The organism is Halomonas sp. JB37 (assembly GCF_002332255.1).
In the GTDB taxonomy this organism is placed as follows: Bacteria; Pseudomonadota; Gammaproteobacteria; order Pseudomonadales; family Halomonadaceae; genus Vreelandella; species Vreelandella casei.
Window position 1 is genome coordinate 996,566 of the sequence record NZ_NRGW01000001.1, and the last position, 24,440, is coordinate 1,021,005.

The 24,440-nt window shown below is 54.9% G+C and carries 23 protein-coding genes and 1 pseudogene; 14 read left to right on the plus strand and 10 right to left on the minus strand.

The genetic code is table 11. The annotated features are described in order from the left end of the window. Positions 1-26: 26 nt before the first annotated feature. Positions 27-1,727, minus strand: coding sequence for an iron ABC transporter permease (locus tag CIK78_RS04790; RefSeq protein ID WP_096277735.1), 1,701 nt, complete (start codon positions 1,725-1,727; stop codon positions 27-29). A gap of 2 nt (positions 1,728-1,729) precedes the next feature. After that, positions 1,730-2,734, minus strand: coding sequence for an ABC transporter substrate-binding protein (locus CIK78_RS04795; RefSeq protein WP_096277737.1), 1,005 nt, complete (start codon positions 2,732-2,734; stop codon positions 1,730-1,732). Positions 2,735-2,869: 135 nt separating this feature from the next. Between CIK78_RS04795 and CIK78_RS04800 the strand changes: the two genes are divergently transcribed. The 3 genes from CIK78_RS04800 to mtnK all read left to right on the plus strand — a co-directional run bounded on the left by CIK78_RS04800 (position 2,870) and on the right by mtnK (position 5,434). After that, complete coding sequence (locus CIK78_RS04800) at positions 2,870-3,622, plus strand: DeoR/GlpR family DNA-binding transcription regulator (RefSeq protein ID WP_096277739.1); 753 nt, start codon at positions 2,870-2,872, stop codon at positions 3,620-3,622. 61 nt (positions 3,623-3,683) lie between these two features. Further along, a complete protein-coding gene (locus CIK78_RS04805) occupies positions 3,684-3,950 on the plus strand; it encodes a DksA/TraR family C4-type zinc finger protein (protein WP_096277741.1) in 267 nt (88 codons plus the stop codon). A gap of 221 nt (positions 3,951-4,171) precedes the next feature. Beyond that, the gene (gene mtnK, locus CIK78_RS04810) at positions 4,172-5,434 is read left to right on the plus strand and encodes an S-methyl-5-thioribose kinase (RefSeq protein WP_096277743.1); all 1,263 of its coding nucleotides are present in this window, start codon (positions 4,172-4,174) and stop codon (positions 5,432-5,434) included. A 99-nt stretch (positions 5,435-5,533) separates the two neighbouring features. On the opposite strand, the gene CIK78_RS04815 is transcribed toward mtnK, so the two are convergent. From CIK78_RS04815 to mtnB, 3 genes are read right to left on the minus strand one after another with little or no spacing between them, the layout of a single operon-like run. Continuing rightward, positions 5,534-6,082, minus strand: a complete 549-nt coding sequence (locus CIK78_RS04815; RefSeq protein ID WP_096277746.1) for a cupin — start codon at positions 6,080-6,082, stop codon at positions 5,534-5,536. A 35-nt stretch (positions 6,083-6,117) separates the two neighbouring features. Then, positions 6,118-6,837, minus strand: coding sequence for an acireductone synthase (mtnC, locus tag CIK78_RS04820; RefSeq protein WP_225734157.1), 720 nt, complete (start codon positions 6,835-6,837; stop codon positions 6,118-6,120). Next, on the minus strand, positions 6,834-7,421 hold the full coding sequence (gene mtnB / locus CIK78_RS04825; RefSeq protein ID WP_096277748.1) for a methylthioribulose 1-phosphate dehydratase: 588 nt from the start codon (positions 7,419-7,421) through the stop codon (positions 6,834-6,836). Before mtnB ends, mtnC begins: the two co-directional genes overlap by 4 nt. 141 nt (positions 7,422-7,562) lie before the next feature. On the opposite strand from mtnB, the gene mtnA reads away from it, so the two are divergent. Beyond that, positions 7,563-8,579: an S-methyl-5-thioribose-1-phosphate isomerase gene (mtnA, locus tag CIK78_RS04830; protein WP_096277750.1), complete on the plus strand. Its 1,017-nt coding sequence runs from the start codon at positions 7,563-7,565 to the stop codon at positions 8,577-8,579. A gap of 19 nt (positions 8,580-8,598) precedes the next feature. Here the strand turns inward: mtnA and recQ are convergent, their stop codons facing one another. The 3 genes from recQ to CIK78_RS04845 form a co-directional block, all read right to left on the minus strand. Beyond that, a complete protein-coding gene (gene recQ, locus CIK78_RS04835; RefSeq protein WP_096277752.1) occupies positions 8,599-10,413 on the minus strand; it encodes a DNA helicase RecQ in 1,815 nt (604 codons plus the stop codon). Between the two features lie 190 nt (positions 10,414-10,603). Then, complete coding sequence (locus CIK78_RS04840; protein WP_096277754.1) at positions 10,604-10,873, minus strand: hypothetical protein; 270 nt, start codon at positions 10,871-10,873, stop codon at positions 10,604-10,606. 79 nt (positions 10,874-10,952) lie between these two features. Then, entirely contained in the window at positions 10,953-11,873 is a 921-nt protein-coding gene (locus tag CIK78_RS04845; protein WP_096277756.1) for a LysR substrate-binding domain-containing protein, read from the minus strand. 169 nt (positions 11,874-12,042) lie between these two features. Between CIK78_RS04845 and CIK78_RS04850 the strand changes: the two genes are divergently transcribed. From CIK78_RS04850 to CIK78_RS04875, 6 genes and pseudogenes are all read left to right on the plus strand, one after another. Then, positions 12,043-12,561 (plus strand): glutamate cyclase domain-containing protein, encoded by a 519-nt coding sequence (locus tag CIK78_RS04850; protein WP_096277758.1) that lies wholly within the window; start codon positions 12,043-12,045, stop codon positions 12,559-12,561. Between the two features lie 57 nt (positions 12,562-12,618). Then, positions 12,619-14,189: pseudogene (locus tag CIK78_RS04855) on the plus strand (IS3 family transposase). Next, positions 14,083-14,775 carry a glutamate cyclase domain-containing protein gene (locus CIK78_RS04860; RefSeq protein WP_255249118.1) on the plus strand — a complete coding sequence of 231 codons (693 nt, stop codon included), beginning with the start codon at positions 14,083-14,085 and terminating at the stop codon, positions 14,773-14,775. Before CIK78_RS04855 ends, CIK78_RS04860 begins: the two are co-directional and overlap by 107 nt. Positions 14,776-14,869: 94 nt before the next feature. Then, a complete protein-coding gene (locus CIK78_RS04865; RefSeq protein ID WP_096277760.1) occupies positions 14,870-15,952 on the plus strand; it encodes a TRAP transporter substrate-binding protein in 1,083 nt (360 codons plus the stop codon). 5 nt (positions 15,953-15,957) lie between these two features. Continuing rightward, the gene (locus CIK78_RS04870) at positions 15,958-16,509 is read left to right on the plus strand and encodes a TRAP transporter small permease (RefSeq protein ID WP_096277762.1); all 552 of its coding nucleotides are present in this window, start codon (positions 15,958-15,960) and stop codon (positions 16,507-16,509) included. A 1-nt stretch (position 16,510) separates the two neighbouring features. Continuing rightward, positions 16,511-17,791, plus strand: coding sequence for a TRAP transporter large permease (locus tag CIK78_RS04875; RefSeq protein ID WP_096277764.1), 1,281 nt, complete (start codon positions 16,511-16,513; stop codon positions 17,789-17,791). A gap of 121 nt (positions 17,792-17,912) precedes the next feature. Here CIK78_RS04875 and CIK78_RS04880 read toward each other — a convergent pair whose 3' ends face one another. Beyond that, complete coding sequence (locus tag CIK78_RS04880) at positions 17,913-18,878, minus strand: hydroxymethylglutaryl-CoA lyase (protein WP_096282265.1); 966 nt, start codon at positions 18,876-18,878, stop codon at positions 17,913-17,915. 37 nt (positions 18,879-18,915) lie between these two features. After that, entirely contained in the window at positions 18,916-20,121 is a 1,206-nt protein-coding gene (locus CIK78_RS04885) for a CoA transferase (RefSeq protein ID WP_096277766.1), read from the minus strand. Positions 20,122-20,268: 147 nt separating this feature from the next. Between CIK78_RS04885 and CIK78_RS04890 the strand changes: the two genes are divergently transcribed. From CIK78_RS04890 to CIK78_RS04905, 4 genes are all read left to right on the plus strand, one after another. Beyond that, positions 20,269-21,183, plus strand: coding sequence for a LysR family transcriptional regulator (locus CIK78_RS04890; protein WP_096277768.1), 915 nt, complete (start codon positions 20,269-20,271; stop codon positions 21,181-21,183). A gap of 315 nt (positions 21,184-21,498) precedes the next feature. After that, the gene (locus CIK78_RS04895) at positions 21,499-22,479 is read left to right on the plus strand and encodes a TRAP transporter substrate-binding protein (protein WP_096277771.1); all 981 of its coding nucleotides are present in this window, start codon (positions 21,499-21,501) and stop codon (positions 22,477-22,479) included. Positions 22,480-22,560: 81 nt separating this feature from the next. After that, positions 22,561-23,115: a TRAP transporter small permease gene (locus CIK78_RS04900; RefSeq protein ID WP_255249088.1), complete on the plus strand. Its 555-nt coding sequence runs from the start codon at positions 22,561-22,563 to the stop codon at positions 23,113-23,115. Then, positions 23,112-24,407: a TRAP transporter large permease gene (locus CIK78_RS04905; protein ID WP_096277775.1), complete on the plus strand. Its 1,296-nt coding sequence runs from the start codon at positions 23,112-23,114 to the stop codon at positions 24,405-24,407. The genes CIK78_RS04900 and CIK78_RS04905 overlap by 4 nt, the downstream gene beginning before the upstream one ends. The last annotated feature ends 33 nt before the right edge of the window (positions 24,408-24,440 follow it).

A 24,440-nucleotide genomic window follows, 5' to 3' on the forward strand; every position in this document is an offset into this window, starting at 1 on the left:
CCTTGTCCATATTAGCTCTGTCCATATTAGCTCTGCCATGGGATTACTCCTTTGGGTAGTCGTGGCGCCAGTAAACTAAGTGCCAGCATTAATGAAGCAACCATGATCACCACCAGCACTGAAACGGCGGAGGCCAGTACGCTTTCGCCACCTTCATCAAGATTGAAAATCAGCACGCCGAGGGTTTCGTTACCGGCGCTCCACAGCAGTGCGGACACAGTGAGTTCGTTGACGGCTAATAAGAACACCAGCAGCCCACCGGCAAACACGGCGGGTGCCACCAGCGGTAGCACGATGCCGCCTAGCCGCCGCCAAGGGCCTGCGCCGGCTAGCTGGGCGGCTTCTTCAAGCGACGGGTCAAGCTGCGCTAAGCTGGCGGCCACGGGCTTGACGCAAACCACCAAAAAGCGCGCCAGATAGGCGATGAAAATAAGCCCCAGGGTGCCGTAGAGCGCCACATTAATAATCGGCAGTGGGCGTACAAACAGCAGGATGCAGGCAATCGCCAGTACCACGCCGGGAAGGGCGTAGGGAATTTCAATCGCGCTGAGCACTACGTCACGCAAGCGTTCGGGCAAGCGCTGTAATCGATACGCCAGCGGCAGGCTAAGCAGCATCAGCACCACGGCGGCACTGCCCGCCAGCCATAGGCTATTGTTGACTGCCCGCCACGTTGCACCCTGACGACCAATCACGTCGGCATAAGCGTTCAACGTGAGCGTTTCAGCGTTAAGCGGCACGCCCATGGCCGGCACCAGAGAACTGGCGATAAGGGCGAGTAGCGGTGCGACTAAAATAACCACTAAGATGCCGACCAGCGTTGCCGTTACCAGCGTGCGCCAGCGGCCAAGCGTAAAATCATGCGAGCGGCCGCTATGGCCACCTAATCCAAAGCGGCTGCGGCTCATCAGGCGCTGCTGGAGTGCCACGCCGGTCAGCGCGAGTAAGCCAATCAGCAGTGACAGGGCGGCCATTTCAGCCAGCACGCCGGTGCCGAAACTGGCCATGCGCTGATAGATCAACGTGGGCAGCACAAAATACCCGGCAGGAATGCCCAACATGGCGGGAATGCCGAAGTTGCCCAGGCTCGAAATAAACGCCATTGAGCCCCCGGCCACTAAGCCGCTGCGGGTAACGGGCAGGATAATATGGCCCCACACCTGGGTTTGCTTGGCGCCGCTAATGCGCGCGGCTTCGATAAGCTCGCGGGGCAGTGAAAGTAGACTAGTGCGCAGAGCCAGAAACACCAGCGGGGCGCTTTGGATACCTAGCAGTAAGGCAATGCCTTCCGCTGAGTAGAGTGGTTGAGGGTTGCCTAGCGGCGGTGCCATGCCAATGCTTTTTAATAGCGGGCTAGCGGGCCCAAACAGCTGTAGCCAGCTTAAGGCGGTCACCTGGGGCGGAATCATCATGGGCAGCATGAAGCAGAACACCAGCCACGATTTACCACGCACGTTGGTGAGCGTGATGGCAAACGCAAACAGGCTGCCCAGCACCAGCGCAATCAGCATGCCAAGCCCTGAGGTATACAGGCTGTGCCAGAGTGCACGCCAGGTGCTGGCGCTGTTGAGTACTTGCCACAGTGGAGACTGCCGGCCTTGAGCAAGGTCGCTCAAGGCCTCCATCAGCAGGCGCACGCTGGGCACTAGGCTAAGCAGCACAATGCCGATTAACAGGCTGGAAAGCAGCCAGCGATGCTGGCTGCTATAGGTCAGGGCAGGTGTCATGATCACCCGCCGAATAAATCGCTAAAGCGCTGTTTAAGCGCTGCTTCTTGCTCCAGGGCCTGCTCAATGTCCACCGGCATCAGCGTAATGCTGTCGCGGGCAGGGAAGCCTTCGGGCGGCGTTACATCGTGGCGCGCAGGCAGATAGCCCTGCTGGCTCACCAGCGCTTGGCCCTGTTCTGAGAGCACGAAATCCACAAACTTCTGCGCGGCATCCACATTCTTGGCGTCTTGCATAATCGCCACTGGCTCAGTCACTGCGCTGACGCCCTCTTCAGGGAACACAAACGCGACCGGCGAGCCTTTAGCCGCTTCACGAATGGGTAAGAAGTCGACCACGATACCGTAGGGCTTAGTGCCTGCGGCCACGGCGTTGAATACGCCACCATTGCCGCCCTGGGCTTCGGTACGATTGGCGTGCAGCGCGTCGTAGTAGTCAGCCCCCAGTGCCGGATTGGCGCTGATGGCCGCCATATGGATTAACGCTGCGCCAGAGTAAAGCGGGCTGGGCATGGTGACGAGCCCCTCATAGTCGGAGCCCAACAGGTCTTGCCAGCTTTGCGGCTGGTGCTCAGCGCCGGTGTTATACACAATCCCAGTGGTGATCAGCTTGGTGCCGTAGTAGTAGCCCTCCGGGTCGTATAGCTCGGCGTCATGTGCCTGACGCTCATCACTTAAGTAAGGCTGCAAAAGGCCTTCTTGTTTGAGCGACTCCATGGTCATGCTGTCGGCAATCAGCAGTACATCTGGATTGCTCACCCCTGCTGAAAGCTCCGAACGCAGCCGCGTCATTAGCCGCGTGGTGCCATCGCGCACCCACTCCACTTCAATGTCGGGATAGGCCGCTTGAAAAGCATCCACCGTTTGTTGGGCATCGCTGTTGGGCTGGCTGGTGTAGAGCACGAGCTTATCGTTAGCAACAGCCTGAAAAGAAGCAGCAAGACTGGCTACCGCGACGGCAGTAACAAGGGCAGAAACCGAGATAGATAACAAAGGACGCTTCAACATGGGAAAACCTCAAGTGAGTGAACCCCACCTAAGCTACTGTCATCTGCTTACAACAAAGTGACAGTACGCTTTCGTTTGAAACTTTTTATCTTTCGTTCTCTGCTTTATTTGCTTTCGTTTCGTCGTGAGGTCTCCATGCGTCAGTTCGAACGTCGCCAGCTGTTGTTGCAGCGTATTCACTTAGAGGGCCGCCAATCGTTGGACGTATTAGCACATCTCTTTAACGTTTCGGTGCAGACCTTGCGGGGTGATATTCGCTACTTAGCCGATAAAGGCTTAGTGCTGCGTCGCCAGGGCGAAGTGCTGCCGTTTCCCGAGCAGGAGAACATCGGCTATGACCAGCGCCAGATTGTTAATGTGGCGGGTAAAAGACAAATTGCAGCCCGCGCGGCAAGCCTGGTGCAAGATCATCAGGCACTGTTTCTAGGCACCGGCACGACGGTTGAGCAACTGGCGGATGCGCTTAGCGACAAGCAAGGCTTGCATATCATGACTAATAATCTGCATGCGCTGATTAAACTATGTCAGTTGAAGTGCGAATTAGTCGTGGCCGGTGGTCGCGTGCGCCGTCGCGATCAGGACGTCATTGGCGGTGATGCCTGGCGCTTTTTTCAACGTTACCGTGCCGATGTAGGCATTGTGTCGGTGGGCGGAATGGATAGCTATGGTCAGCTTTATGATTATAACGATGATGAAGCCATGGCCCGTGAAGCGCTGTTAGCCCACTCCAGTTACCGTGTACTGGTGTTAGATAAAACCAAGTTTGATCTGCCTCTGCGCTGTACAGCAGGTCAACTAGGTGATTACGACGCAGTTGTGACCGATGTGCCGCTGCCCGATAAGTTAAGAAGCCCGCTGGCGGCTCAGGGCATAATGTTTTTGGGGTAGCGGTGTACGGCCCTCGTGACTGCTATGCTTAAAGCCTATTACTGACGCGAGGATCGCAATCATGGCAGGTGGTTGGGCGAAGGATGGTGCCGAACAGGAGCAAATGGAGAGTACGCTTGACGATGCGGTACAGCGTGCGCGTAGCCAACTGCCCCAGGGCGAAAGTCTTGAGGTTTGTGAAGAGTGTGGGGACCCCATTCCCGAGGCTCGCCGTAAGGCGATGCCTGGCGTTCGGCTCTGTGTAGCATGTCAGAGCGAGCTAGACAAAAAACAGTCAAATTTTAGTGGTTATAACCGCCGCGGCAGTAAAGACAGCCAGTTGCGTTAATGGCACTGAACCTGAATCGCTAGCCTAGTGGACTTATTGTCCGGCCAGAAATTCTGCCAAAGCCACGTTGCCCTTGAGCCGCGGGCAAGATTGGATTCATTAATTAATAGCGACGGCAACAGTGCCCTTATCCGCCTTTAAGCGTTACCCTTTCAAAACTAACGTGTTTGAGTGTCGTCTTCGGGCGGGAATATACGTAAGAGTTTCGTGAGGATCGAGCAGTGGAGATTGACCAACATTATCGCGCCCTTAGCGTTGAAACATTTTCCCAAAGGCTTGGGGAGGTTGAAGCGGTCGCTAGTCGAGTCGGCGGCGAGCCCGCCCGCTGGGATATTCGTGAGGTAGGCGACGGCAATCTCAACCTCGTGTTTATTGTCTCCGGTGACGTAGGCAGCGTTGTGGTGAAGCAGGCGCTTCCCTATGTACGCATGGTCGGCGAAAGCTGGCCGCTGCCGATTTACCGTGCCCACTTTGAATATTACGCGCTGGTAAGACAAGCCAAGCGCGCACCTGGTATTGCACCAGAGGTTTACTACTTCGATAAGCCTCAGGCGCTGTTTGTAATGGAGTACCTCCACCCGCACACGATTCTGCGCCGCAAGCTAATTGCTGGTGAGCGAGTGGCGCAGCTTGGCGAAACTATCGGCCAATTCTGCGCGCGCACGGCGTTTCGTGGCTCAGAGCTTTCGCTCAGCAGCCCTGAGAAAAAGCAGGATGTGGGGCTGTTTTCTGGCAACGTGGCGATTCCCGCGATTACCGAGTCGCTGGTGTTTACCGACCCCTATTACGCCGCTGAAATGAATCACCACACGCCGGAGCTTTCACCGGTGGTGGATGAGCTGCGCCGCAACGCTCGCCTAAAAGCCAAGGTGCAGCGGCTGTTGATGAAATTCACCGCCAACACCGAGACCATGCTTCACGGTGATTTGCACTCGGGCTCGATCATGGCGACTGATACCGACGTTCGCGTGATCGACCCTGAGTTCTCCCAGTATGGGCCGATGGCGTTTGATCTGGGGATGGCCGTGGCCAACTTCCTAATGGCGTACTTTAGCCAGCCTGCCCACCGTCAAGAAAGCGAGCTGGCCGCTTACCAGACATGGATTCTCGATGTGATTGAAGCGTGCTTCACAAGCTTTGATGCCGAGTTCCGCCACTTATGGCAAACCGAGCGCACCGGTGTTCTGTTTCCCAAAGCGCTGTTCGAGGAACAGGGCAACAGCGCAGACGACGCCTGCGATGCGCTGCTGGATGAAATTCGACTGGACGCGCTGGCTTACTGCGGTATCGAAATGCACCGCCGGGTACTGTCACTTGCCCACAACGCTGATTTCGAAGAGATTGAAGACCCTGCTCTTCGCGCCAAGCTTGAAGCCCGCAATGTGCTGATGGGCCAAGCCCTGATTATGGAGCCGGAGGCTTACGGCGACCTTTCTGCGCTAATGGAATTAGCTAAGGCGTACAGCCAACGAGAAGTGCTGTAACAACATATTATGAGATGGCAGCTTTAGCCGTTCGCGAGCTAAAGTTGCCTTCCTCGATTTAAAACTTACTACTCATTACTCACTATTAACGACTCACACTTAAAGCTGATCAATCCGATCAAACTTTCCAGCGATATCGCTTTCGGTCCAGTGGGGCACCCAGCCTTCTACGTTATCGAAGAAGCGTAGCGCGGTGAATTCAGGGGCAGGGCCCATATCGAACCAGTGAGGCGTATTGGCAGGCACGCTGATTAGGTCGTTGCGGGTGCACAGCACCTGATACACCTTGTCTTCAATATGCAGGCAGAACAGCCCCTGACCTTTGACGAAAAAGCGCACTTCGTCTTCGTGATGGCGGTGCTCATTTAGGAACTTCTGGCGCATGGCGTCTTTTTCAGGGTGCGTGGGCACCATGTGCAGCACGTCTACCGTCTGGTAGCCGCCCTGGGCTTTTAGCCGCTTGATGTCATCCTGGTAGAGCGCCAGTATGTCGTCCTGGGTAGCATCGCTTGCGATTTCGCCCGGCGTTGCCCAGCGCTCAAACAGCACGTTGACACGATTTAGCTCGGCCTTGATTTGCTCGCCGTCGCAGGTATCCACTAACGCATCGTTAGGATTCTGATCGGCAAATACTTTGAGTTGCGACATCAAAAGCGCTCCTTTAAAAGTGACGGGCCTAAAGGCTACAGAGTAATTTCGTCGAAGCTTGCGGCGCAAGCGTGCTGCGTACCCGCCTGAGTGCCTTCACGCACCAGCTGCAATGTTTGCATGCCCGCCTGCTTGGCGGCGTCCAGCTCCTCCACCACATCGGATAGAAACAGGATTTCATCGGCGGGGAGCTGTAGCTTGCTGACAATATGCTGATACGCCAGGGCTTCGCGCTTATGGCCAATATGGGTGTCGAAATAGCCGCTGAATAGTGGCGTCAAATCGCCTTCTGTGCTGTAACCAAACAGCAGCTTTTGCGCCTGAACTGAGCCTGACGAGTAGATATAAAGTTGCTTCCCGGCGTCTGCCCATTGACGAAGGTGCGGGGCAACATCGCTATAAAGATGACCTTTGAAAGCACCGCGCTGATAGCCATCGGCCCATATCATGCCCTGTAGTGCTTTGAGCGGGGTGACTTTTTGATCGGTCTCGATCCAGTAAAGCAGCGTTTCGATCACTTTATCCAGCGAGGCATCCGGTGTCTTGAGCTCAGCGCGCACGGCGGCTATCTGCTCGGCCACATCAGGCTGGGCTGAATGGCTGTGAACGAACTCGGGCAGCTGCTCATGGGCGTAAGGAAACAACACTTTATGCACAAAGCTGATATCCGTGGTGGTGCCTTCGATATCGGTGATCACGGCGCGAATGCTTGGGGTATTCATATCTACGCTATCAAGACCTGGGTGTTTGTTCATTTAGACCACCGACTCTCTTCAAGGGTACAGGCAAGTAAAAACTCAATGGCTTCCAGATGGCGACGACACTCGGCAATGGTGCTGCCCACCGCATAAATACCGTGGCCCACGACCAGAAAGCCCCAGGGCATCGGCCAGCCAGCACGCACGTTATCGGCCAGCTCATTCATATCCTGAGAATTGGGCACCACCGGCAGGTGAATAGTCGCAGTGTGGGTCTGGTTGCCCTGCAGCGCCTTTTGCATTTCAAAGCCGCTTAGCTCAATACCCTCTGGAAAGCGACGCGACAGGACGGTGCTGGCAACCGTATGGGTGTGCAGCACGCAGCTAATCGTTGAGTCCAAGCGGTAGAGCGCAGCGTGAAGGTCGCTTTCCGCGCTTGGCTTACCATCACCTTCAAGCACGCCACCGTCCAGGTTGCAGAGCAGCAGGTCGCTGGCCGTCACGCAGGTTTTATCAACGCCGGAGGCCGTCACTAGATAGCCTTTGTCGGTACGTGAAGAAAAGTTGCCGCCGGTAGCCGGCGCCCAGCCACGCTGGGCCGCCCAGGAAATCGCTGCTAACAGTTCGTCTTGTATGCTCATCGTAGAATCAGCGCCGCTTCGCTTCTAAAGGCCTTCATTCTATATGATAAGCTTCGCGGCTGATAAGCCATGTGCCGCCCCCGTTTTTTATCACACGTTCTGCCTCACCCGTTCTTGCGATCAGTACTCAAGGAGCCCCTGATGCCTCATCTTCAATCACGCAGTTTGCGGGTGTATGCCGACTCGCTTGAGTATCTGGATCAAACACGCCTGCCGCAGGCCGAAACGTGGGTACGCTGTGCAAGCCCGGAGGATTGGCAGGTGGCGGTGAAAAGTCTGGCGATTCGCGGCGCGCCGTTAATAGGCCTGAGTGCAGCCTTTGTGCTGGCGCAGTATGCCGCGCAACATCCCGGGCAGGAGAGCGAGTGGCAGTGGGTAAGTGACCGCTTACGGGCGACGCGCCCCACGGCGGTTAATCTGATGTACTGCCTGGACGCCATGGAGGCCTGCTTTGCCCAAGGGCCGGGTGCGCTTTCTGAGCGCGCCGCCGCGCTGTTTAAAGAAGACCGCGAGCTGTGTTTGCGCATGGCCGAACGCGGCGCGGATTTGTTGGCAGAGGGCGAGCGAGTGCTGACCCACTGCAATACCGGCGCGCTGGCGACGGCGGGTGTCGGCACGGCCATTGGCGCGCTGGCGGTGGCTAAAAAGCGTGGGGTAACGCTGCATGTATACGTGAATGAAACCCGCCCGCTGCTGCAGGGTGGTCGGTTAACCGCCTGGGAAATGGCTGACCTGGATATTCCGTACCAGCTGATTGCGGACAGCATGGCCGCAAGCCTAATGGCCGCCGGTAAAGTGGATAAAGTGATGGTGGGCGCTGACCGCATCTGCGCTAACGGCGACTTTGCCAATAAAGTGGGCACTTACATGCTGGCAGTCGTCGCCAACTACCATAAGGTGCCTTTCTACGTGGTGGCGCCGTACACGACAGTAGACAAAGCCTGCGCCACCGGTGCTGACATTCCGATTGAACAGCGCGACGCCGCCGAAATACGTGGCGCCTCTGGTGCTTTTGGGGATGTCGTTTGGGCGCCGGAAAATGCGCCGGTGTGGAATCCTTCCTTTGACGTTACGCCGGCGTCACTGGTAACCGGCTGGGTGCTGGATACCGGCGTGTTTGACGCCGCCGCTATCGCTCGCGGTGAGCACTGCCGGTAATGGTCTCAGCATTTAACGGCTAGGCATCGCCGTTAGTTAGAATCACTGCCAGAAAGCCTTCACCGTAATCTTCAAGCTTGCGAGCGCCAACGCCGGAAATAGCGCCGAGTGCCTGCAAATTTTGCGGCTTCTGCTCGGTCATTTCGGCAAGCGTGGCGTCGTGGAAGATAACGTAGGCAGGCACGCCCTGAGCCTCGGCAAGTGCCTTTCGGTGCTGGCGTAGGGCTTCCCACAAAGGGCCGTGGCCCTGCGTTGCTGAGGCGCCTTTACTGCCGCGCCGGGCGGTCTTGGCCTTGCTTGGCTTGCGCAGGGTGAGCGGCTGCTCGCTGCGCAGCACCGGCTTGGCGTTTTCCGTTAAGCGAATCCCGCCATGACCTTCCATATCGACGCTGAGAAAACCGCTCGCAATCAACTGGCGAAACAGCGCCTTCCATTCATTGGCCGAAAGATCACCGCCGATGCCAAAGGTGCTGATCTTATCGTGACCAAAACGGGTGATGCGCTCGTTGCCTTTACCTAGCAGTACGTCCACTAGATAGGTGACGCCGAAGCGCTGCTCAGTGCGGTAGACACACGAAAGTGCCTTCTGCGCTGCCACGGTAGCGTTCCAGGTCTCGGGCGGGATCAGGCAGTTGTCGCAGTTGCCACAGGGCGCGTCTAGCGAATCGCCAAAGTAATGCAACAGCGCCTGACGACGGCAGCTGATGATCTCGCAAAGCCCCAGCATGGCATCCAGCTTTTGCTGCTCGATGCGCTTTTGATGGTCATGAGCGCTAGAATCCTGCTGCATCTGACGCAGCGTGATCACATCCTGAAGCCCATAGGCCATCCAGGCATCGGCGGGCAGACCATCGCGCCCGGCGCGGCCGGTTTCCTGGTAGTAGGCTTCAATGCTTTTGGGCAGATTGAGGTGCGCCACAAAGCGTACGTCGGGTTTGTCGATGCCCATGCCAAAGGCGATGGTGGCCACCACAATTACGCCGTCTTCACGCAGAAAACGGGTCTGATGGTGCTGGCGCAGCTCGGGGGGAAGCCCCGCATGGTAGGGCAGTGCGGTGAGCCCCTGACGTTCAAGCCAAGCAGCGGTGTCGTCCACCTTGCGCCGGGAAAGGCAGTAGACGATGCCGGCTTCGCCGCTATGGTTCTCGCGGATAAAGCGCAGCAGCTGTTCACGGGTGTTGCCCTGATTTTCAGCGATGTGATAACGGATGTTGGGCCGGTCGAAGCCGCTGTTGTAAAGCGCCGCCTCCCCAAGCTGCAGATGTTCGATGATATCGCCGCGCGTGGGCACATCGGCGGTGGCGGTCAGCGCAATGCGCGGCACATTAGGAAAGCGCTGGTGGAGTTGGGAAAGCTGTCGGTACTCCGGGCGAAAGTCGTGGCCCCACTGGGAGACGCAGTGCGCCTCATCGATGGCAAACAGTGCAACTTGCGTCTGTTCCAAAAGCGACTGCATGCGTGGCATGGCGAGCCGCTCTGGCGCGACGTATAAAAGATCAAGCTCGCCCGCTCTGAGGCGATTTTCCACTTCGACCGCTTCGTGATAGTCCAAGCTGGAATTCAGGTAGGCCGCCCGGACGCCGTTCTGAACGAGTGCCGCCACCTGATCCTGCATTAGCGCAATCAAGGGAGACACCACGATCGCGGTGCCTTCGCGCAACAGCGCAGGGATCTGATAGCACAGCGATTTGCCACCGCCGGTGGGCATCAGTACCAGCGCATCGCCACCCGCGATCACATGCTCAATAATCGCCTGCTGCGGGCCGCGAAAGCTGTCGTAGCCAAAGACGTCCTGCAGCACCTTGAGGGCCGCCGGGTTGGGTTCGCCGTGCATCCTCGCTCTCCTTATTTCCGAGCGGGGATTGTCGCACGAAAGCTCCTGGCACGTTTGCCTAGCGAATCCCGGCGCGCAGGAACGACTGCACAAACTGGCGCTGGCCGGGACCTAGTTAACTCCGATTCCCGGGCCAGATAGCTGATTTCGGTATCGTATAACGCCGCGTTGATTTCCCAGCTTTAACGATCTACCCCGGTACCTCATGGCCGATGAGGTTGGGTAGGGTGGCGGCCACTTCAAGCAGGGCATCCAAATTGACACTGGTGTATACGCTCATGGACTCAAACATATGTACTAAGTCCTCGGTGCCTTCGGTGCCTACAGTTCCGCTAACGCCTGAGGCAAAGGAGCAGCTGCCCAGTCCATCTAGCGATGAATCAAAACGGGTGATGCCCGCTTGCCACGCCGCCAAGGCGTTGGCGAGACCCATGGCGCGAGTGTTGCGAAAATGTAGCATAAACGGCGTTTCTGGCCAGCAGCCGAGTGATTCTGTCCAGTAACAGTGGACATCTCAGAATGTAATACAGCGCGTATAATCAGTTAGTGTAAGTTTTTTCGATATTAATAATTTGTTCAGCCACTATTTCATTAAAAATCTGAGCGAAGAGCTTTGAGTTTTCGGTGTGTTCAAGTGAAGAAAAAATGGCCGAGAATTGAAATTTTATGTTTGCTGTGAAGGGCCTGACTGCAATATTAGTGAGGTTAGTGCCCATAACTGAAAAGATATCAGTGACTGCAATTCCCAACCCCGCTGCCACATAACTAGAAACAGTATTTGAATACAGTGTTTGTACCGTAGAGCCTGGCCGAACGCCTGCTTCATCCATAGCATCCTCGATCTGCATTCTAAGAAGACTGCTTATGCCAAGTGAAATGAACGGCTGCCCATCTAGGTCTTCAACCGAAATTGATGTTTTATTGGCCAGCGGATTAGTTTTGGGCAGTAAGCAGACAACAGAAGAAGTTGGCATTGCAGTATGGTTAATATCGGTGCGTTCGGCTGGAACCCGGCCAAACCCAATAGAGAATTCGTCACGTTGCATTGCGTTGAGAATATAAACGGAGTTGTCAGAGTGTATAAAAAAGCCGGTTCCTGGCTGAATAGCACGGAAACGACGAATAGCTTCGGGAAGAGCTCCAGACGATAATGTAGACATGGCCGCAATACGCAACCGGCCTTCTTGTTTTTCTCGTAACTGATGAGCACTGTCGCGAATACGCTCCATCGCATCAAAGTACTTTTCGACTTCGCGAAAAAGCGCAACAGCATTTGGAGTGGGTTGAATGCTCGCCCATTTGCGATTGAATAAAGTTAAGCCAAGATCTTCTTCCAGGTCACGAATAAGGCGGGTGACGGCGGGTTGGCTAATATGGAGTATGCGGCCTGCTGCCGTCATGCTGCCGCTGAGCATGACGGCACGAAAAGCTGAGACCTGACGGTGGTTTAAGGCGCGCATAATAACCAGAACCTCGTGTTAATCCGTTTTGTATTAGACAAACATAACTGTAAATTACCAGCAATAGCATAATTTTTCCTGATGCCTCATTCTAAAATTCGATTCGTCAATTGGGTTCTTGCCTAACTAGTATCTTGGTTCATCCAATAATCGAACCGAGGCTTTTTATATGGCAACTATTATGGGCGAGTACGTGGATCGCTTGATCACAGTCGAGATGCGTAACCGTGGCATGAACCACAACATCATCGCGCCGATATACGATGAGGCACGACGTGAGGGAGGGGGGCGCCCTATTACTGCGCGCGCTGCCGAAGCGCTGGTAGAAAATGTGGGCGAGGGCGATGTGGTATTAATCGTTACGGGAGCTGGCTATATGCCTGAAGTGCCTCACGGAGAAAGCGATGGCCCCCCAGGAGCTGTATCGATTGCGCGCGCATTGTATTGGGGGCTTAAAGCGGTGCCGGTCTATGTCTCCGAGATATGCCATGCTCCACCGATCAAGGCATCATCAGAGGCAGCAGGTTTGATGATCCGAGATTACGAGTTGGCTAAAGATCGTCGCATGGGTGCAGCCCTGATTACGGCTCCTGAAGGTCAGTCTGAGATTGATGCTTGGGCTGACGATCTACTGAGCAAGATGAAGCCAAAAGCCATTATTGCAATCGAACCCCCTCTGTCAGCCTAGTTGTCCGGTTGGCGATATCGCCTAAATCTAATCCAGAGGGAGCGGCATGGAGTCCTTGTGCCACGTTATTCCGCAGAGCGTAAATCAGCCGTCCTGAAGAAGTTGTTACCACCCCATAATCACAGTGTGGCATCGGTAGCGACAGAGGAAGGCATCTCTGACGCGACGCTGTATAGTTGGTTAAAACAGTGTCGAGTAAAAGGAGTGCCTGTGCCGGGTTACACCCCAGGCGACAGTGAATGGTCGCCCGACGCCAAGCTAGCCGTGGTCATCGAAACCGCCACCCTGTCAGAGGCAGAGCTTGGCGCTTACTGTCGCGAAAAAGGCCTTTATCCCGAGCAAATTCAGCAGTGGAAAGCGGCTTGCCTCGAAGGCGCTGGTCGGCAAGAAGACCAGGAAAAAGCGGCGCAAAAGCAGCGTAAAGAAGACCGTAAGACCATCAAGCAACTCAAAGCGGAAGTGCGGCGCAAAGACAAGGTAGTGGCTGAGACGACGTCGTTACTGGTGCTCTCAAAAAAGCTCGAAGCCTTGTACAGCGAAGATCCCGACAGCGGCGAGGACGACTAACGCCGCTCGACGAACGTGCAAGGCTCATCGCGCTATTTGACGAAGCGGTTGTGGATGGCGCGTCTCGTTATAAAGCCGCTGAGATTATCAACGTGAATGAACGCACACTGAAACGTTGGCGATCTGAGTGTGGCGCTGTTGTTGAGGATCAGCGTCATCACGTGGTGCAAGGCAGGCAGCCGCATCAGCTAACGCATGAGGAAGAGCAAGCCATTTTGAACACGTGTCATCGTCCCGAGTATCAGAGCTTGCCGCCGTCTCAAATCGTGCCTTTGCTGGCAGACAACGGCGTCTATCTGGCCTCCGAATCGTCGTTTTACCGGGTTTTGAAAAAGCATCACCAGCAGCACCCTCGTGGCCGTATGAAACCACGCCGTCCAGTGCCCGCGCCGACCAGTTTTACGGCAACAGGGCCAAACCAGGTCTGGAGTTGGGACATTAGCTTCTGCGCCTCCGTTGTGCGAGGCCAGCACTGGTATCTCTACCTGATCATGGATATCTACAGCCGCAAAATCATCGCCTGGGAAGTTCACGACACCGAATCGGGCGAGCTGGCTAAACAATTACTGGAACGCGCTTTGCTGCGAGAAGGTTGCTGGCATCAACCACCGGTACTGCACTCAGATAACGGGGCGCCGATGACGTCCTATACGCTCAAAGCGAGGTTAACCGAACTGGGGATGTTGATGTCTTACAGTCGCCCGAGAGTAAGCAACGACAACCCTTACTCGGAATCGCTGTTCCGTACCGTCAAATACTGCCCAGCATGGCCCACCAAGGGCTTTACATCGCTGAGCGCGGTACGAGAATGGATGTTGGTGTTCGAGCGGGCTTACAACGAACAGCACCTTCACAGTGGCATCCAATATGTCACGCCAGCTGACCGGCATCGTGGCGTTGATCGAAAACGCCTTGAACGTCGTAAAGCGGTTTATGAAAGCGCTAAGCGTCGCTATCCGAAACGCTGGTCGGGCAGCACCCGAAACTGGGAGGTCACTGGTTCAGTGTCGCTTAACCCAGGGAAAGTGCAGGAAATCGAGCGTAATAAAAAGGCTGCTTAAGTGCAGCCATTTGGACAACTGGGTTGAAAATCACCGCGAACGGCTAGGCCCGAATGAGAGTGGCATTGTTCATTACTCGACGGGTGTCGCGCCGAAAAATTGCGTCAACGTCGCTCCATTGTTTGACAAGGCGGCTCAGCAGGGAGTGCTCAGTATTGGAATTGGTGACAATGGCAACGAGATAGGATTCGGGCGCATCCACTCCTTCATGCAAGACTTTCATCCCTATGGTCGAGAGACTCAGACCAGCAAGCCAGGTGGCGCTATAACTGTCACTGCAACCGATATTTTCTTGCCAGCCTCGATTTCGAACTGGGGTGCCTATGGCATTGCTGCAATGCTGGGCTTTTTGCTAAAGGACAAGGAGCTCGTTCAAGATTCCGAGCTTGAAAAACGCATCATTCGTGCCTGCCTGGACGCTGGCGGCTGGGAGATGCGTTATTGCACTTCACGTTTCATTGTGGATGGGGCTGAGGGTGAAAGCTCTATGGCGATCGTACAGTTGTTACGTGACATGGTTCGCTTAAATATTGCAGCTCCCGATAGAGGCCTTTCACATGGGAAAATGAAAGAGGTTCAGCGGTAAGCTGCCCTACGACGTCAATAGGTTAAGCACCTTCTTTGGTGAGTTGAAAATGCAAATTCGGAAATAGTTATTTGCCAATAGGTAGGCTAAAGACATGCGCAGCACAAAAAAAATACTGAGCGTCGCAGCGCTTTTCAGCATCTTGCCGTTTACATCACTTGCTCAAGATATTCCTGAAACACAACTTTCGGTTATTGGCTCACCAGTAAACTCGCCTAACTGGACGAATGTGCTGCAACCATTTTGGGCCGGTGCTATTCCTGATGGCAGTGATGGCCAGATTGTGGTGGATCTGATCAGCGCTTCCGATCTTGGCGTGAAGGGGCCCGAGCTAATGCGGTTAACCGCATTGGGGGTGGCCGACATTGTTGCGGGCAGCACCACGCTAATTTCTGGTGAGTTGTCTGAAAACGATGCGATCGACATTGCAGGGTTGGTTCAAGATATAGACACGTTAAGAGCGGTGGTTGATGCTTACCGTCCGGTTCTTGAGGAACGTTATCGTGATGAGTTAGGGGTGATACCACTGGGCTTCTGGCCCACTGGCGCGCAGGTTCTTTGGTGCGCCACCCCCGTTGAGGATCTGGATGATTTGGCAGACAAGAAAGTCCGTGTTTTCTCGACTACCACATCTGCGTTGGTCGCCGCCTTGGGTGCTAACCCGGTGACCATGGCCTTCAATGAAGTTGTACCTGCCATGCAGCGTGGCGTCATTGATTGTGCGTTTACAGGGTCTAATTCTGGCAATAGCGCAAAATGGACCGATGTTGCGACGCACCTTGTTGATCTGAGGGTGAGCTGGGGTGTCAACTTCATTGTCGCGAATGCCCAGACTTGGGAAAGACTGGAACCAGCCGTTCAGACTTATTTGCAGGATGAAATTCGTCGCAAACTTGAGCCGTCAGGATGGGACATGGCGCGCGTTGCGACCCAGCAGGGTATCTGGTGCTCTGTCGGTGATAATCGTTGCGAACCCGAGGCAACCTCCCCCCGAAATCTAACCAAGGCGGACCTAACGCTTGTCGAACTATCCGATCAGGATAGCGAACGCCTAAGGCGTGCTGTGACAGAAAATGTGGTGTCTAAATTCACCCGCGCCTGTGGAGTAGATTGTGTCAACCGTTGGAATGCAACGGTGGGTGAGGTCTTGGATATACAACTGGCCGCTGAGGAGTAATCGTTTTGTCATCTTTTCTTATCTCAACCAAATTGGCACGTTTTGCTCGCTTTGCCGCTATTGGGAGTGGGCTTTTGCTACTGGCATCGGCCACCTTAATGACCGCCGAGATACTAGCACGGAGACTTTTTGGGCACAGCCTTGTGGGTGTTGAAGAGTTAGTAGGCTATGCCTTTGCAATTGCAATGGCTTGGGGGTTTGCACAGGCGCTATTTATGCGGGCGCATATTCGCGTAGATCTTATCTATCTGCTTATGCCTGTCCGAGTGCAACGCGTACTCGATATTGTATCCATGGCTTCGTTTGCTGGGGTCATGGGTATCGTGGTGACTCATGCTTGGGGCACTTTAGCTGAATCCTTACGGCTAAGTGCGCGAGCCAGTACTTCCCTTGCTACGCCATTGTGGATTCCCCAGGCACTCTGGCTAACAGGGTTAATCTTTTTCTTGATTTGCCTTATAGCACTGTTATTCGATCTCGTTCGGGCCGTGGTGAGTGGTAACCAATCGCTCGCAGCGCAGCTTGGCGCATCCGAATCCGCATTGAGGAGATCGTGATATGGGTATTGCGCTTATCCTCCTGTTTGTACTGATCGCTCTGGGGTTGCCCATTGCAGCGGTGCTAGGTTGGTTAGCAGTGTCGCTGGATTGGCTTATCTCGCCACTTCCCTTGCAACGCGCTTTTGGTGAAATTGCATGGTCGCACAGTATTGAGTTTACTCTGGTCGCCATTCCAATGTTTATCATGATGGGCGAAATAATGCTGCGCTCACATATTGCGGATCGGATGTACAATGGTGTAGCAGCTTGGATCGGTTGGCTACCGGGGGGCTTGATGCATGCCAACATCGGCGCAAGCGCGCTGTTTGCGGCTACCTCTGGTTCGAGTGTGGCTACTGCTGCGACGATAGGAACTACGGCGATGCCGCAAGTTGATCGTCATGGCTATAGTGAACGACTGTTTCTAGGTAGTTTGGCGGCCGGCGGCACGTTAGGCATTCTGATTCCGCCCTCAATCAACATGATTATTTTCGGGTTTTTAACGGATACTTCAGTTCCTCAGCTTTTTGTCGCCGGTTTAATACCGGGCATACTACTGGCGATTATTTTTTCAATAACAATTATCGTGCTATGCGTGGCAGCACCGTCGCTGGACGGCCGACGCAGCCCGTTGTCTGTTAAAGCTTTGCTTCAAAGCCTTCCGGATCTCGCACCACCGTTGGCGCTCTTCATTTTGGTGATTGGTTCGATCTATGCCGGGTGGGCTACCCCTACTGAGGCGGCCTCAATAGGTGTCATTGCTTCCATGGGGCTTGCAGCCTGGTATGGGAAGCTGAGTTGGGAAATGATGGTTGAGGTATTCATCGGAACTGTGCGCACCTCATCAATGATGATCTTGATAACGATTCTTGCTTTTTTGCTGAACTTTATCATCGGCGCAACTGGCATGCTTAGTGTGGTTAATGAGCTGGTTCAGGGGCTGGAATGGAGCCCACTAGCCACTATGCTTATGATCCTGATGATGTATCTTATATTGGGTATGTTCATGGATACACTGGCAATGATCGTGCTGACGATTCCGATTGTGACACCTATCGTGGTAGGGCTAGGTTACGATCCAGTCTGGTTTGGTGTCATGATGGTTCTCGTTGCAGAAACCTCCGTTCTGACGCCACCGATAGGGATGCTTTGTTATGTAGTACAAGGCGTACGTGGCCGGGGCGAGCTGATCGATGTATTTATTGGTGTTTTACCCTTTATTACGACGCTGATGTTAATGATCGGCCTGATGCTTGCCGCACCTCAGCTTGCACTTTGGCTGCCGGGCCTTCTTTACTAACTATTCAGAGGGGAGAGGAACGTCCTCTTTGGAACTTGATTATCCGGATACAGAGTGTCCGGATAACCTTACACATTGCTCGAATTAGCTATAAGACTCTCTTTTCAGCCAATCGACTGATTTATTCGGTTACGGACGGTGATGCAGTGTCTATTTTTGCTGGCACAGGATAGCGCCGCGTCGATTTCCCAGCTTTAACCACCTGCCCCGGTACATCGTGGCCGATCAGATCGGGAAGGGTGGCTGCGACCTCGAGCAGTGCATCCAGGTCGACACCGGTATCGACGCCCATGGCCTCAAACATATGCACTAGGTCCTCGGTACATACATTGCCGGTGGCGCCGGGAGCAAAGGGGCAGCCGCCCAGCCCGCCGAGCGCTGAGTCAAAGCGAGTGATGCCCGCCTGCCAGGCCGCCAGTGCATTCGCTAGCCCCATGCCGCGAGTGTTGTGGAAATGCAGCGTAAACGACGTTGCTGGCCAGCGCTCAAGGACGGCCTCGCACAGCAGGTTGACCTGGGCGGGGTTGGCCATGCCGGTGGTGTCGCAGAGTGTGATGCCCTGAATACCCAGTGCGATCAGTTTTTCAACCAGTTCCAGCACGCGGGTTTGGGATACATCGCCTTCAAACGGGCAGCCAAACGTGGTGGAGAGTGAGGCATTGATAAACACGCCGCTGCCTTGAGTTGCTTCCAAAATAGCCGCGAATTGCTCAAGAGATTGCTCTGGCGTCATGCGCAGATTTGCCAGCCCGTGGCTATTGCTGGCGGACATTACAAGATTAATCTCATCCACTTGGCAGGCTAATGCCCGCTCGGCACCTTTAACATTAGGCACCAGCACGGTGATATCGACGCCTTCTCTGCGCTGAATGCCGGTCACTACGTCGGCCGCGTCGCGCAGGTTGGGAATGGCTTTGGGTGAGGTGAACGAGGTTGCCTCGATTCGCCGCAGGCCGGTGGTGGAGAGCGCATCGATCCAACGAATTTTCTCTTCCGTCGGTACATAACGCGCTTCAATTTGCAGGCCATCCCGCGGGGCGACTTCGTTGATTTCTACCTTCGCAGAGCAGGGCGTTGGCGGGCTCATTGTGCTATGCATCGTATTCTCCTTAATCGTACGTGCGTTAGATAATGCCCGCTTGGCGAAGTTTGGCGCGGGTGTCGTGATCAATGCCCAGCTCATCCAAAACGTCGTCAGTATGTTGACCCAGCGCGGGGCCACCGTTGCCGAGCCGCCCTGGTGTCGCGCTCAGTTTGGGCAGGACACCCGGTACTTTTAGCGCTTTGCCGTTGGGGCGGTTAAAGGTTTGAATCATTTCCCGTGCCAAATAATGCGGGTCAAAGGCAATATCTTCGGCGGTGTAGGGGTAGCCTGCGGGCACGCGGGCATCATCCAGGGCGGGCAAAATAGCATCCCGCGGACGTTCTTCAGTCCACGCTTGAATGGCTGCGTCAATCATGTCGGCTTGCTGGCTGCGCCCGTCGTTATGGGCTAGCGCCGGGTCGTTGCCAAGATCATCGCGGCCAATGACGCTCATTAAACGTTTGAAGATACTGTCGCCGTTACCAGCGATGAGTACGTAGTCGCCGCCCTGGCAGCGGTAAGCGTTCGAAGGGGTAATGCCGGGCAGGGCACTGCCGCTGGGCTGACGAACCTGGCCGCTGGCATCGAACTCTGGCAGCAGGCTTTCCATCATTGCAAACACCGACTCATACAGTGCGACGTCAATTTCTTGGCCCAGGCCGCTGCGACTGCGTTCCTGAAGCGCCAGCAGCGTACCAATCACGGCATAAAGTGCGGAAAGTGAGTCTCCAATGCTCACGCCTACGCGCACGGAAGGCTCTCCCTGTTGGCCGGTAAGGTAGCGCAGCCCGCCCATGGCTTCGCCAATCACGCCAAAGCCGGGCTTGTCGCGGTAAGGCCCCGTTTGCCCATAGCCGGAAATATGCACCATGATCAGCCGCGGGTTGAGTGTGGAGAGCGCTTCCCAGCCTAGCCCCCAGCTGTCTAAGGTGCCGGGGCGGAAGTTTTCCACCACGACGTCAGCTTCGGCGATAAGTTGGCGCACCAGCGCTTGGCCTTCTTGGCTGCGTAAATCCAGTGCTACCGAGCGCTTGTTACGGGTTTGTACGTGCCACCACAGCGACGTGCCGTCTTCAATCATTCGCCATTTGCGAAGTGGGTCGCCGGTACCCGGCGGCTCGATTTTAATCACATCTGCGCCGAACTCACCCAGCAATTTAGTGGCGAAAGGGCCTGCAATGAGTTGACCAAGCTCAAGAACCTTCAGGCCCTGTAGCGGTAGCTGGCGTGCAGTGGGAGCATTCATGGGGCTTTCTCTTGTGATTGGATTCATTACAGATTGTCAGCATGCGCGAGCGGTTTGCGGCGGACAATTAGACAATGGGTAACAAAGGTTTCGTAGACGACGAAGGTCTGCGATAGCATAAGGCCGTTGCCTTGCCCGGAGATTCTTATGCGCCGCTTTGATTTTGTCACTCTTAAGCTCTTTATCTCCGTGGCGGATGAGGGGCGCCTGACAGCGGCTGCAGAGCGCGAACACTTGGCGCTTGCCGCCGTGAGCAAGCGGATTAGTGATCTGGAAGTGTTGGTCGGTGCCAAGCTGCTGTACCGTCGCCCCAGAGGCGTGGAGCTAACGCCTGCGGGCCAGGCATTTTTACATCACGCGCGACGTATTTTGGATAACATTGAGCGCCTGCATGCAGAGCTGAGCGAGTACGGCGAAGGCGTGCGTGGCCACGTGCGTATTCACTCCAATACCTCAGCGATCATTGCGTTTCTTCCCCAGGATCTCAGCGCCTTCTCGCGGCACTATCCCGAAATTAAAATCGACCTGCAGGAGCGCGTCAGCAGCGAAATCGTTGCCGCCGTGCGTGACGGGCTGACCGACATCGGTATTTTTGCTGGCCACGTGGCGGCACCTGATCTTCAGCGGCTCTCGTACCGGCGAGACCGACTCGTGCTGATGACGCCCAAGGGTCATCCTCTGGCAGAGCGTGAAAGCATCGCTTTTAGTGAAGCGCTTGAGTTTGATTTTGTTGGCTTGCAGCAAGATGCATCCGTGCAATCGCTGTTGAATGAGCAGGCCAATATGACGGGTAAAGCGCTCAGAATGCGCATTCAGGTGCGTAGCTTTGACGCTATTTGTCGCATGATTCATCACGGCATGGGCGTTGGTGTGCTGCCCGAGCAAGCCATTTACCGCGACCTGGGTGATCTACAGCTGAAAAGTATCCCGCTTAGCGACTCGTGGGCTCAGCACGAACTGGTGATTGGCATACGTCGCTATGCAACGCTGCCCGTCACGGCCCGGCATTTGGTTGACCACTTAGCGGGAGACAGCGCCCATTCGGCGCTTATCGAGGATTAGGTACGCTTTAGCGGCTTCGTATTTCGAGAATGCTGGCGCTGAATGATTAAGCATTCAATAGCCTGCAACGCGCCTGTTAATGAGCTTCCGGCCAGCGGCGCTATCCATCTTTGGTCGTATGCCTGTGAGTGATGGGACGAAATAACGCGCTATAGGGGCGTTTCTAGCCATCGTATTATACGAAGGCAGCCTTCTTGAACGTCGATTTGAGCCCATTGACGGCTTGTTTCAAGATTGAAGTAGCGCCACTAGAAATGGCTATAAGAACGATTACAACAATGACACCCCATAACGACAACCGTAGAGAGTCATCGCATGCGGAAACAATTATTTGCCACGCTGGCTACCCTTGGAATGTTAACGGCGGCTCCCTTCGCCCTCGCTAATCCCATCGAAATTCAAGTCAACAACACGATGAGTGAAGGCGGCTCGGAAAGTGCTGCGGTGGAACGTTTCGCTGAATATTTAGAAGAGCAGGCGCCGGGTCGCTTTGAGGTGCGTCCTTTTTTGGCGGGATCGCTGGGCGGTGAAAACGCTATTTTGGAATTGCTGAATCTTGGCCAGACACAGATCTCCCTGACCGGCGGCAACTGGCGCCAGCAATATGCGCCTGAATATGATGCCATCACCGTGCCCTTTTTGTTTACCACCTGGGACGAAGTGGACGCTTATATAGAGACTCCTTCTGGGCAGGCGTTGATTGAAAAGGCAGAGAGCCAAGGCGGTCTTAAATTCTTTGGTACTCAGCATCGTGGCCCGCGTCATATGACGGCCAATAAAGAAATTAATACGCCCGCAGATCTTGCCGGATTCCGTCTTCGCCTGCCTTCGCTGCCCATTTGGCTAGAAGTGTGGGAAGAGATTGGTGCTCAGGTCGTCAACGTACCGGCACCGGAAATTTATCTGGCCATGCAAACCGGCCAGGTCGACGGTCACGAGAATTCGCTTTCATCGCCCTATACGCGCCGGCTGTGGGAAGTACAGGACTATTTGATTTTGACCAGCCACGTACAGTTTCCCTGGAGCTGGGTAGCCAGTTCGCGCTGGTGGGATGGTCTTGAAGCGGAAGACCAGGCGCTGATTGCGGAGGCGATCGATGTGGCCCGCGAGTATGGCTCAGAGCAAGAGCTTGAACTGGATAAATATTATCTAGAAGCCCTTAAAGAAGAAGGAATGACGGTTATCGAGCCTGATATTGATGCCTTCCGTGAAGCGGCGATGCCCGCCATTGATCGCGTTCTTTCTGAGATGGCCGACGGCGTTCGCGAAGATGCGCTGGGTAGCGAAAGTAACTAATACGCACCTGAAGCAAACAGCGGCGGCCCATCGGGCCGTCGTTTTATTTTTGTATGTTGATAAATGTCGGGGAGTTTTCCTGTGAATCACGTGGTTCCGCCCAGTAACGGGTTCGATCGAATAGCTTTCTATACGTTGCGCTGGGTAACCCGCCTTTGCGATGGGGCGGGCGTGGCGTTAATGGCCGCTATCCTGCTGCTTATTGTGGCGGCGGTTATTGCGCGGGACCTGCTGGGGCTTGGTATGCCTTGGACCGAAGAGGTCGCGTCTATGATGGCTATCTACGCGATTGGCTTTGGATCGCTATCGGCCTGGGTGCGCAGCGAGCATCTGGTAGTCGATTTGTTTAGCCATAAGCTTTCTGGGTTAGGAAAAAGTCTCCAGTATCGAGCCACAGCACTGATTTCATGTGGTTTTTTTGCCCTTGCCGCTTGGGGCGCATGGATCATGTCGGATATGAGCGCCAACAATAAAACGGTCTCGCTGAGTATCAGTTTCAGCTATCTCTACTACGGTATTTTCTTTAGTTTTGCGGGTATGGCGCTGATAGCAGTGTGGCAAACCCTGCGCGGCCCGGTCGCGTGGTTGGAAGTGCATGATGAAGAAGAGCATCAAGAGGAGTTAGCTCAGCCATGATGGAATTACTGATTTTTGTCGGCGGGCTATTGATACTTATGGCTATTGGCTTGCCCGTGGTGGTGGCTATTGGCGTGACGTCGTTTATCGCGCTAGTGGCAACCGGTACCGGTGGGCTGCCCGTTGAGTTATTGCCGCTGCGAATGGTGCAAACGCTCAACAACTTTACGCTGCTAGCGATTCCACTGTTTATTCTAGCCGCCAATATTATGAATATCGGCTCGACAACGACGCGCATTTTCGACTTTGCGACCGCGCTTGTCGGCTTCACTAAAGGTGGGCTTGGCCACGCTAACGTGGTGGCGAGCTCTATCTTCGCGACCATGTCAGGCACCGCCGTAGCGGACGCTGCGGGGCTTGGCAGTATTGAAATTAAGGCCATGAAAGAGCGTGGCTATGCGCTGGATTACTCCACGGGCATTACCGCGGCCTCAAGCGTTATTGGGCCAATCTTGCCACCCAGCATTGCGCTAGTCGTGTATGGCTGGCTTGCCAATGTCAGCATTGGTGGTCTATTTATGGCGGGGCTTTTGCCGGGCATTTTGATGGCACTGCTGCTGATGGGCATGACCGTACTGCTTGGCGCGACCGGCAAGGTCGTGATGCCTAAACCTAAGCCGTTTGATGCCTGCGAAGTTGCTCGCACTGGCAAGCGTGCGATATTACCGCTAATGATGCCGGCCATTATCGTGGGTGGCATTTGGGGCGGCTTCTTCACGCCGACGGAAGCGGGCGCGATTGCCTCGCTGTACGCCATTATTCTAGGCGGTGTGATTTACCGTGATTTGAACGGGCGGGATCTTTTTAATGCTTTCCGCAGAACCTTAATGTTCAGTGCGGTTATTCTGCTGATTATTGCGGTTTCCAGCTTCTACGGCTGGATACTAGTGCGCATGGGCATTCCACAGGCACTGGCAGGGCAGGTCGCCAGCGTCGATATGCCCACGGTGGCGCTATTGCTCTGCTTCGCGCTGTTCTTCCTGCTCATTGGCTGCTTTATGTCAGTGATTGAAAGTATTCTGATCTTCACACCGATTGTGGTACCAGCGGCGCTTAGCGCCGGGTTAGATCCGGTGCATTTCGGCATTGTGATGGTGATTACACTGTCCGTCGGGGTCATTACTCCTCCGTTTGGCACGGTGCTGTTTTTAATGGTGGGCATTACGCGACTGCGCTATGGCCAGGTGGTGACCGCGATACTGCCTTTCTTACTGCCGATTATCGCCACTATTTTATTGCTAATCGCCGTGCCGGGCTTGGCCACGTGGCTGCCAGATCTCATGGGTTATTAAGAGCTTAAGGCGAGCGTTTTAACCGCCGTCAAA

Coding starts and splice junctions, on each gene's coding strand:
- CIK78_RS04865 (WP_096277760.1), top strand. CDS start 14,870: ATGCGCAGCACAAAAAAAATACTGAGCGTCGCAGCGCTTTTCAGCATC.
- mtnC (WP_225734157.1), bottom strand. CDS start 6,837: ATGAACAAACACCCAGGTCTTGATAGCGTAGATATGAATACCCCAAGC.
- CIK78_RS04850 (WP_096277758.1), top strand. CDS start 12,043: ATGGCAACTATTATGGGCGAGTACGTGGATCGCTTGATCACAGTCGAG.
- mtnB (WP_096277748.1), bottom strand. CDS start 7,421: ATGAGCATACAAGACGAACTGTTAGCAGCGATTTCCTGGGCGGCCCAG.
- CIK78_RS04815 (WP_096277746.1), bottom strand. CDS start 6,082: ATGTCGCAACTCAAAGTATTTGCCGATCAGAATCCTAACGATGCGTTA.
- CIK78_RS04905 (WP_096277775.1), top strand. CDS start 23,112: ATGATGGAATTACTGATTTTTGTCGGCGGGCTATTGATACTTATGGCT.
- CIK78_RS04800 (WP_096277739.1), top strand. CDS start 2,870: ATGCGTCAGTTCGAACGTCGCCAGCTGTTGTTGCAGCGTATTCACTTA.
- CIK78_RS04795 (WP_096277737.1), bottom strand. CDS start 2,734: ATGTTGAAGCGTCCTTTGTTATCTATCTCGGTTTCTGCCCTTGTTACT.
- CIK78_RS04790 (WP_096277735.1), bottom strand. CDS start 1,727: ATGACACCTGCCCTGACCTATAGCAGCCAGCATCGCTGGCTGCTTTCC.
- CIK78_RS04805 (WP_096277741.1), top strand. CDS start 3,684: ATGGCAGGTGGTTGGGCGAAGGATGGTGCCGAACAGGAGCAAATGGAG.
- CIK78_RS04895 (WP_096277771.1), top strand. CDS start 21,499: ATGCGGAAACAATTATTTGCCACGCTGGCTACCCTTGGAATGTTAACG.
- CIK78_RS04890 (WP_096277768.1), top strand. CDS start 20,269: ATGCGCCGCTTTGATTTTGTCACTCTTAAGCTCTTTATCTCCGTGGCG.
- recQ (WP_096277752.1), bottom strand. CDS start 10,413: ATGCACGGCGAACCCAACCCGGCGGCCCTCAAGGTGCTGCAGGACGTC.
- CIK78_RS04880 (WP_096282265.1), bottom strand. CDS start 18,878: ATGAGCCCGCCAACGCCCTGCTCTGCGAAGGTAGAAATCAACGAAGTC.
- CIK78_RS04875 (WP_096277764.1), top strand. CDS start 16,511: ATGGGTATTGCGCTTATCCTCCTGTTTGTACTGATCGCTCTGGGGTTG.
- CIK78_RS04840 (WP_096277754.1), bottom strand. CDS start 10,873: ATGCTACATTTTCGCAACACTCGCGCCATGGGTCTCGCCAACGCCTTG.
- mtnA (WP_096277750.1), top strand. CDS start 7,563: ATGCCTCATCTTCAATCACGCAGTTTGCGGGTGTATGCCGACTCGCTT.
- CIK78_RS04845 (WP_096277756.1), bottom strand. CDS start 11,873: ATGCGCGCCTTAAACCACCGTCAGGTCTCAGCTTTTCGTGCCGTCATG.
- CIK78_RS04885 (WP_096277766.1), bottom strand. CDS start 20,121: ATGAATGCTCCCACTGCACGCCAGCTACCGCTACAGGGCCTGAAGGTT.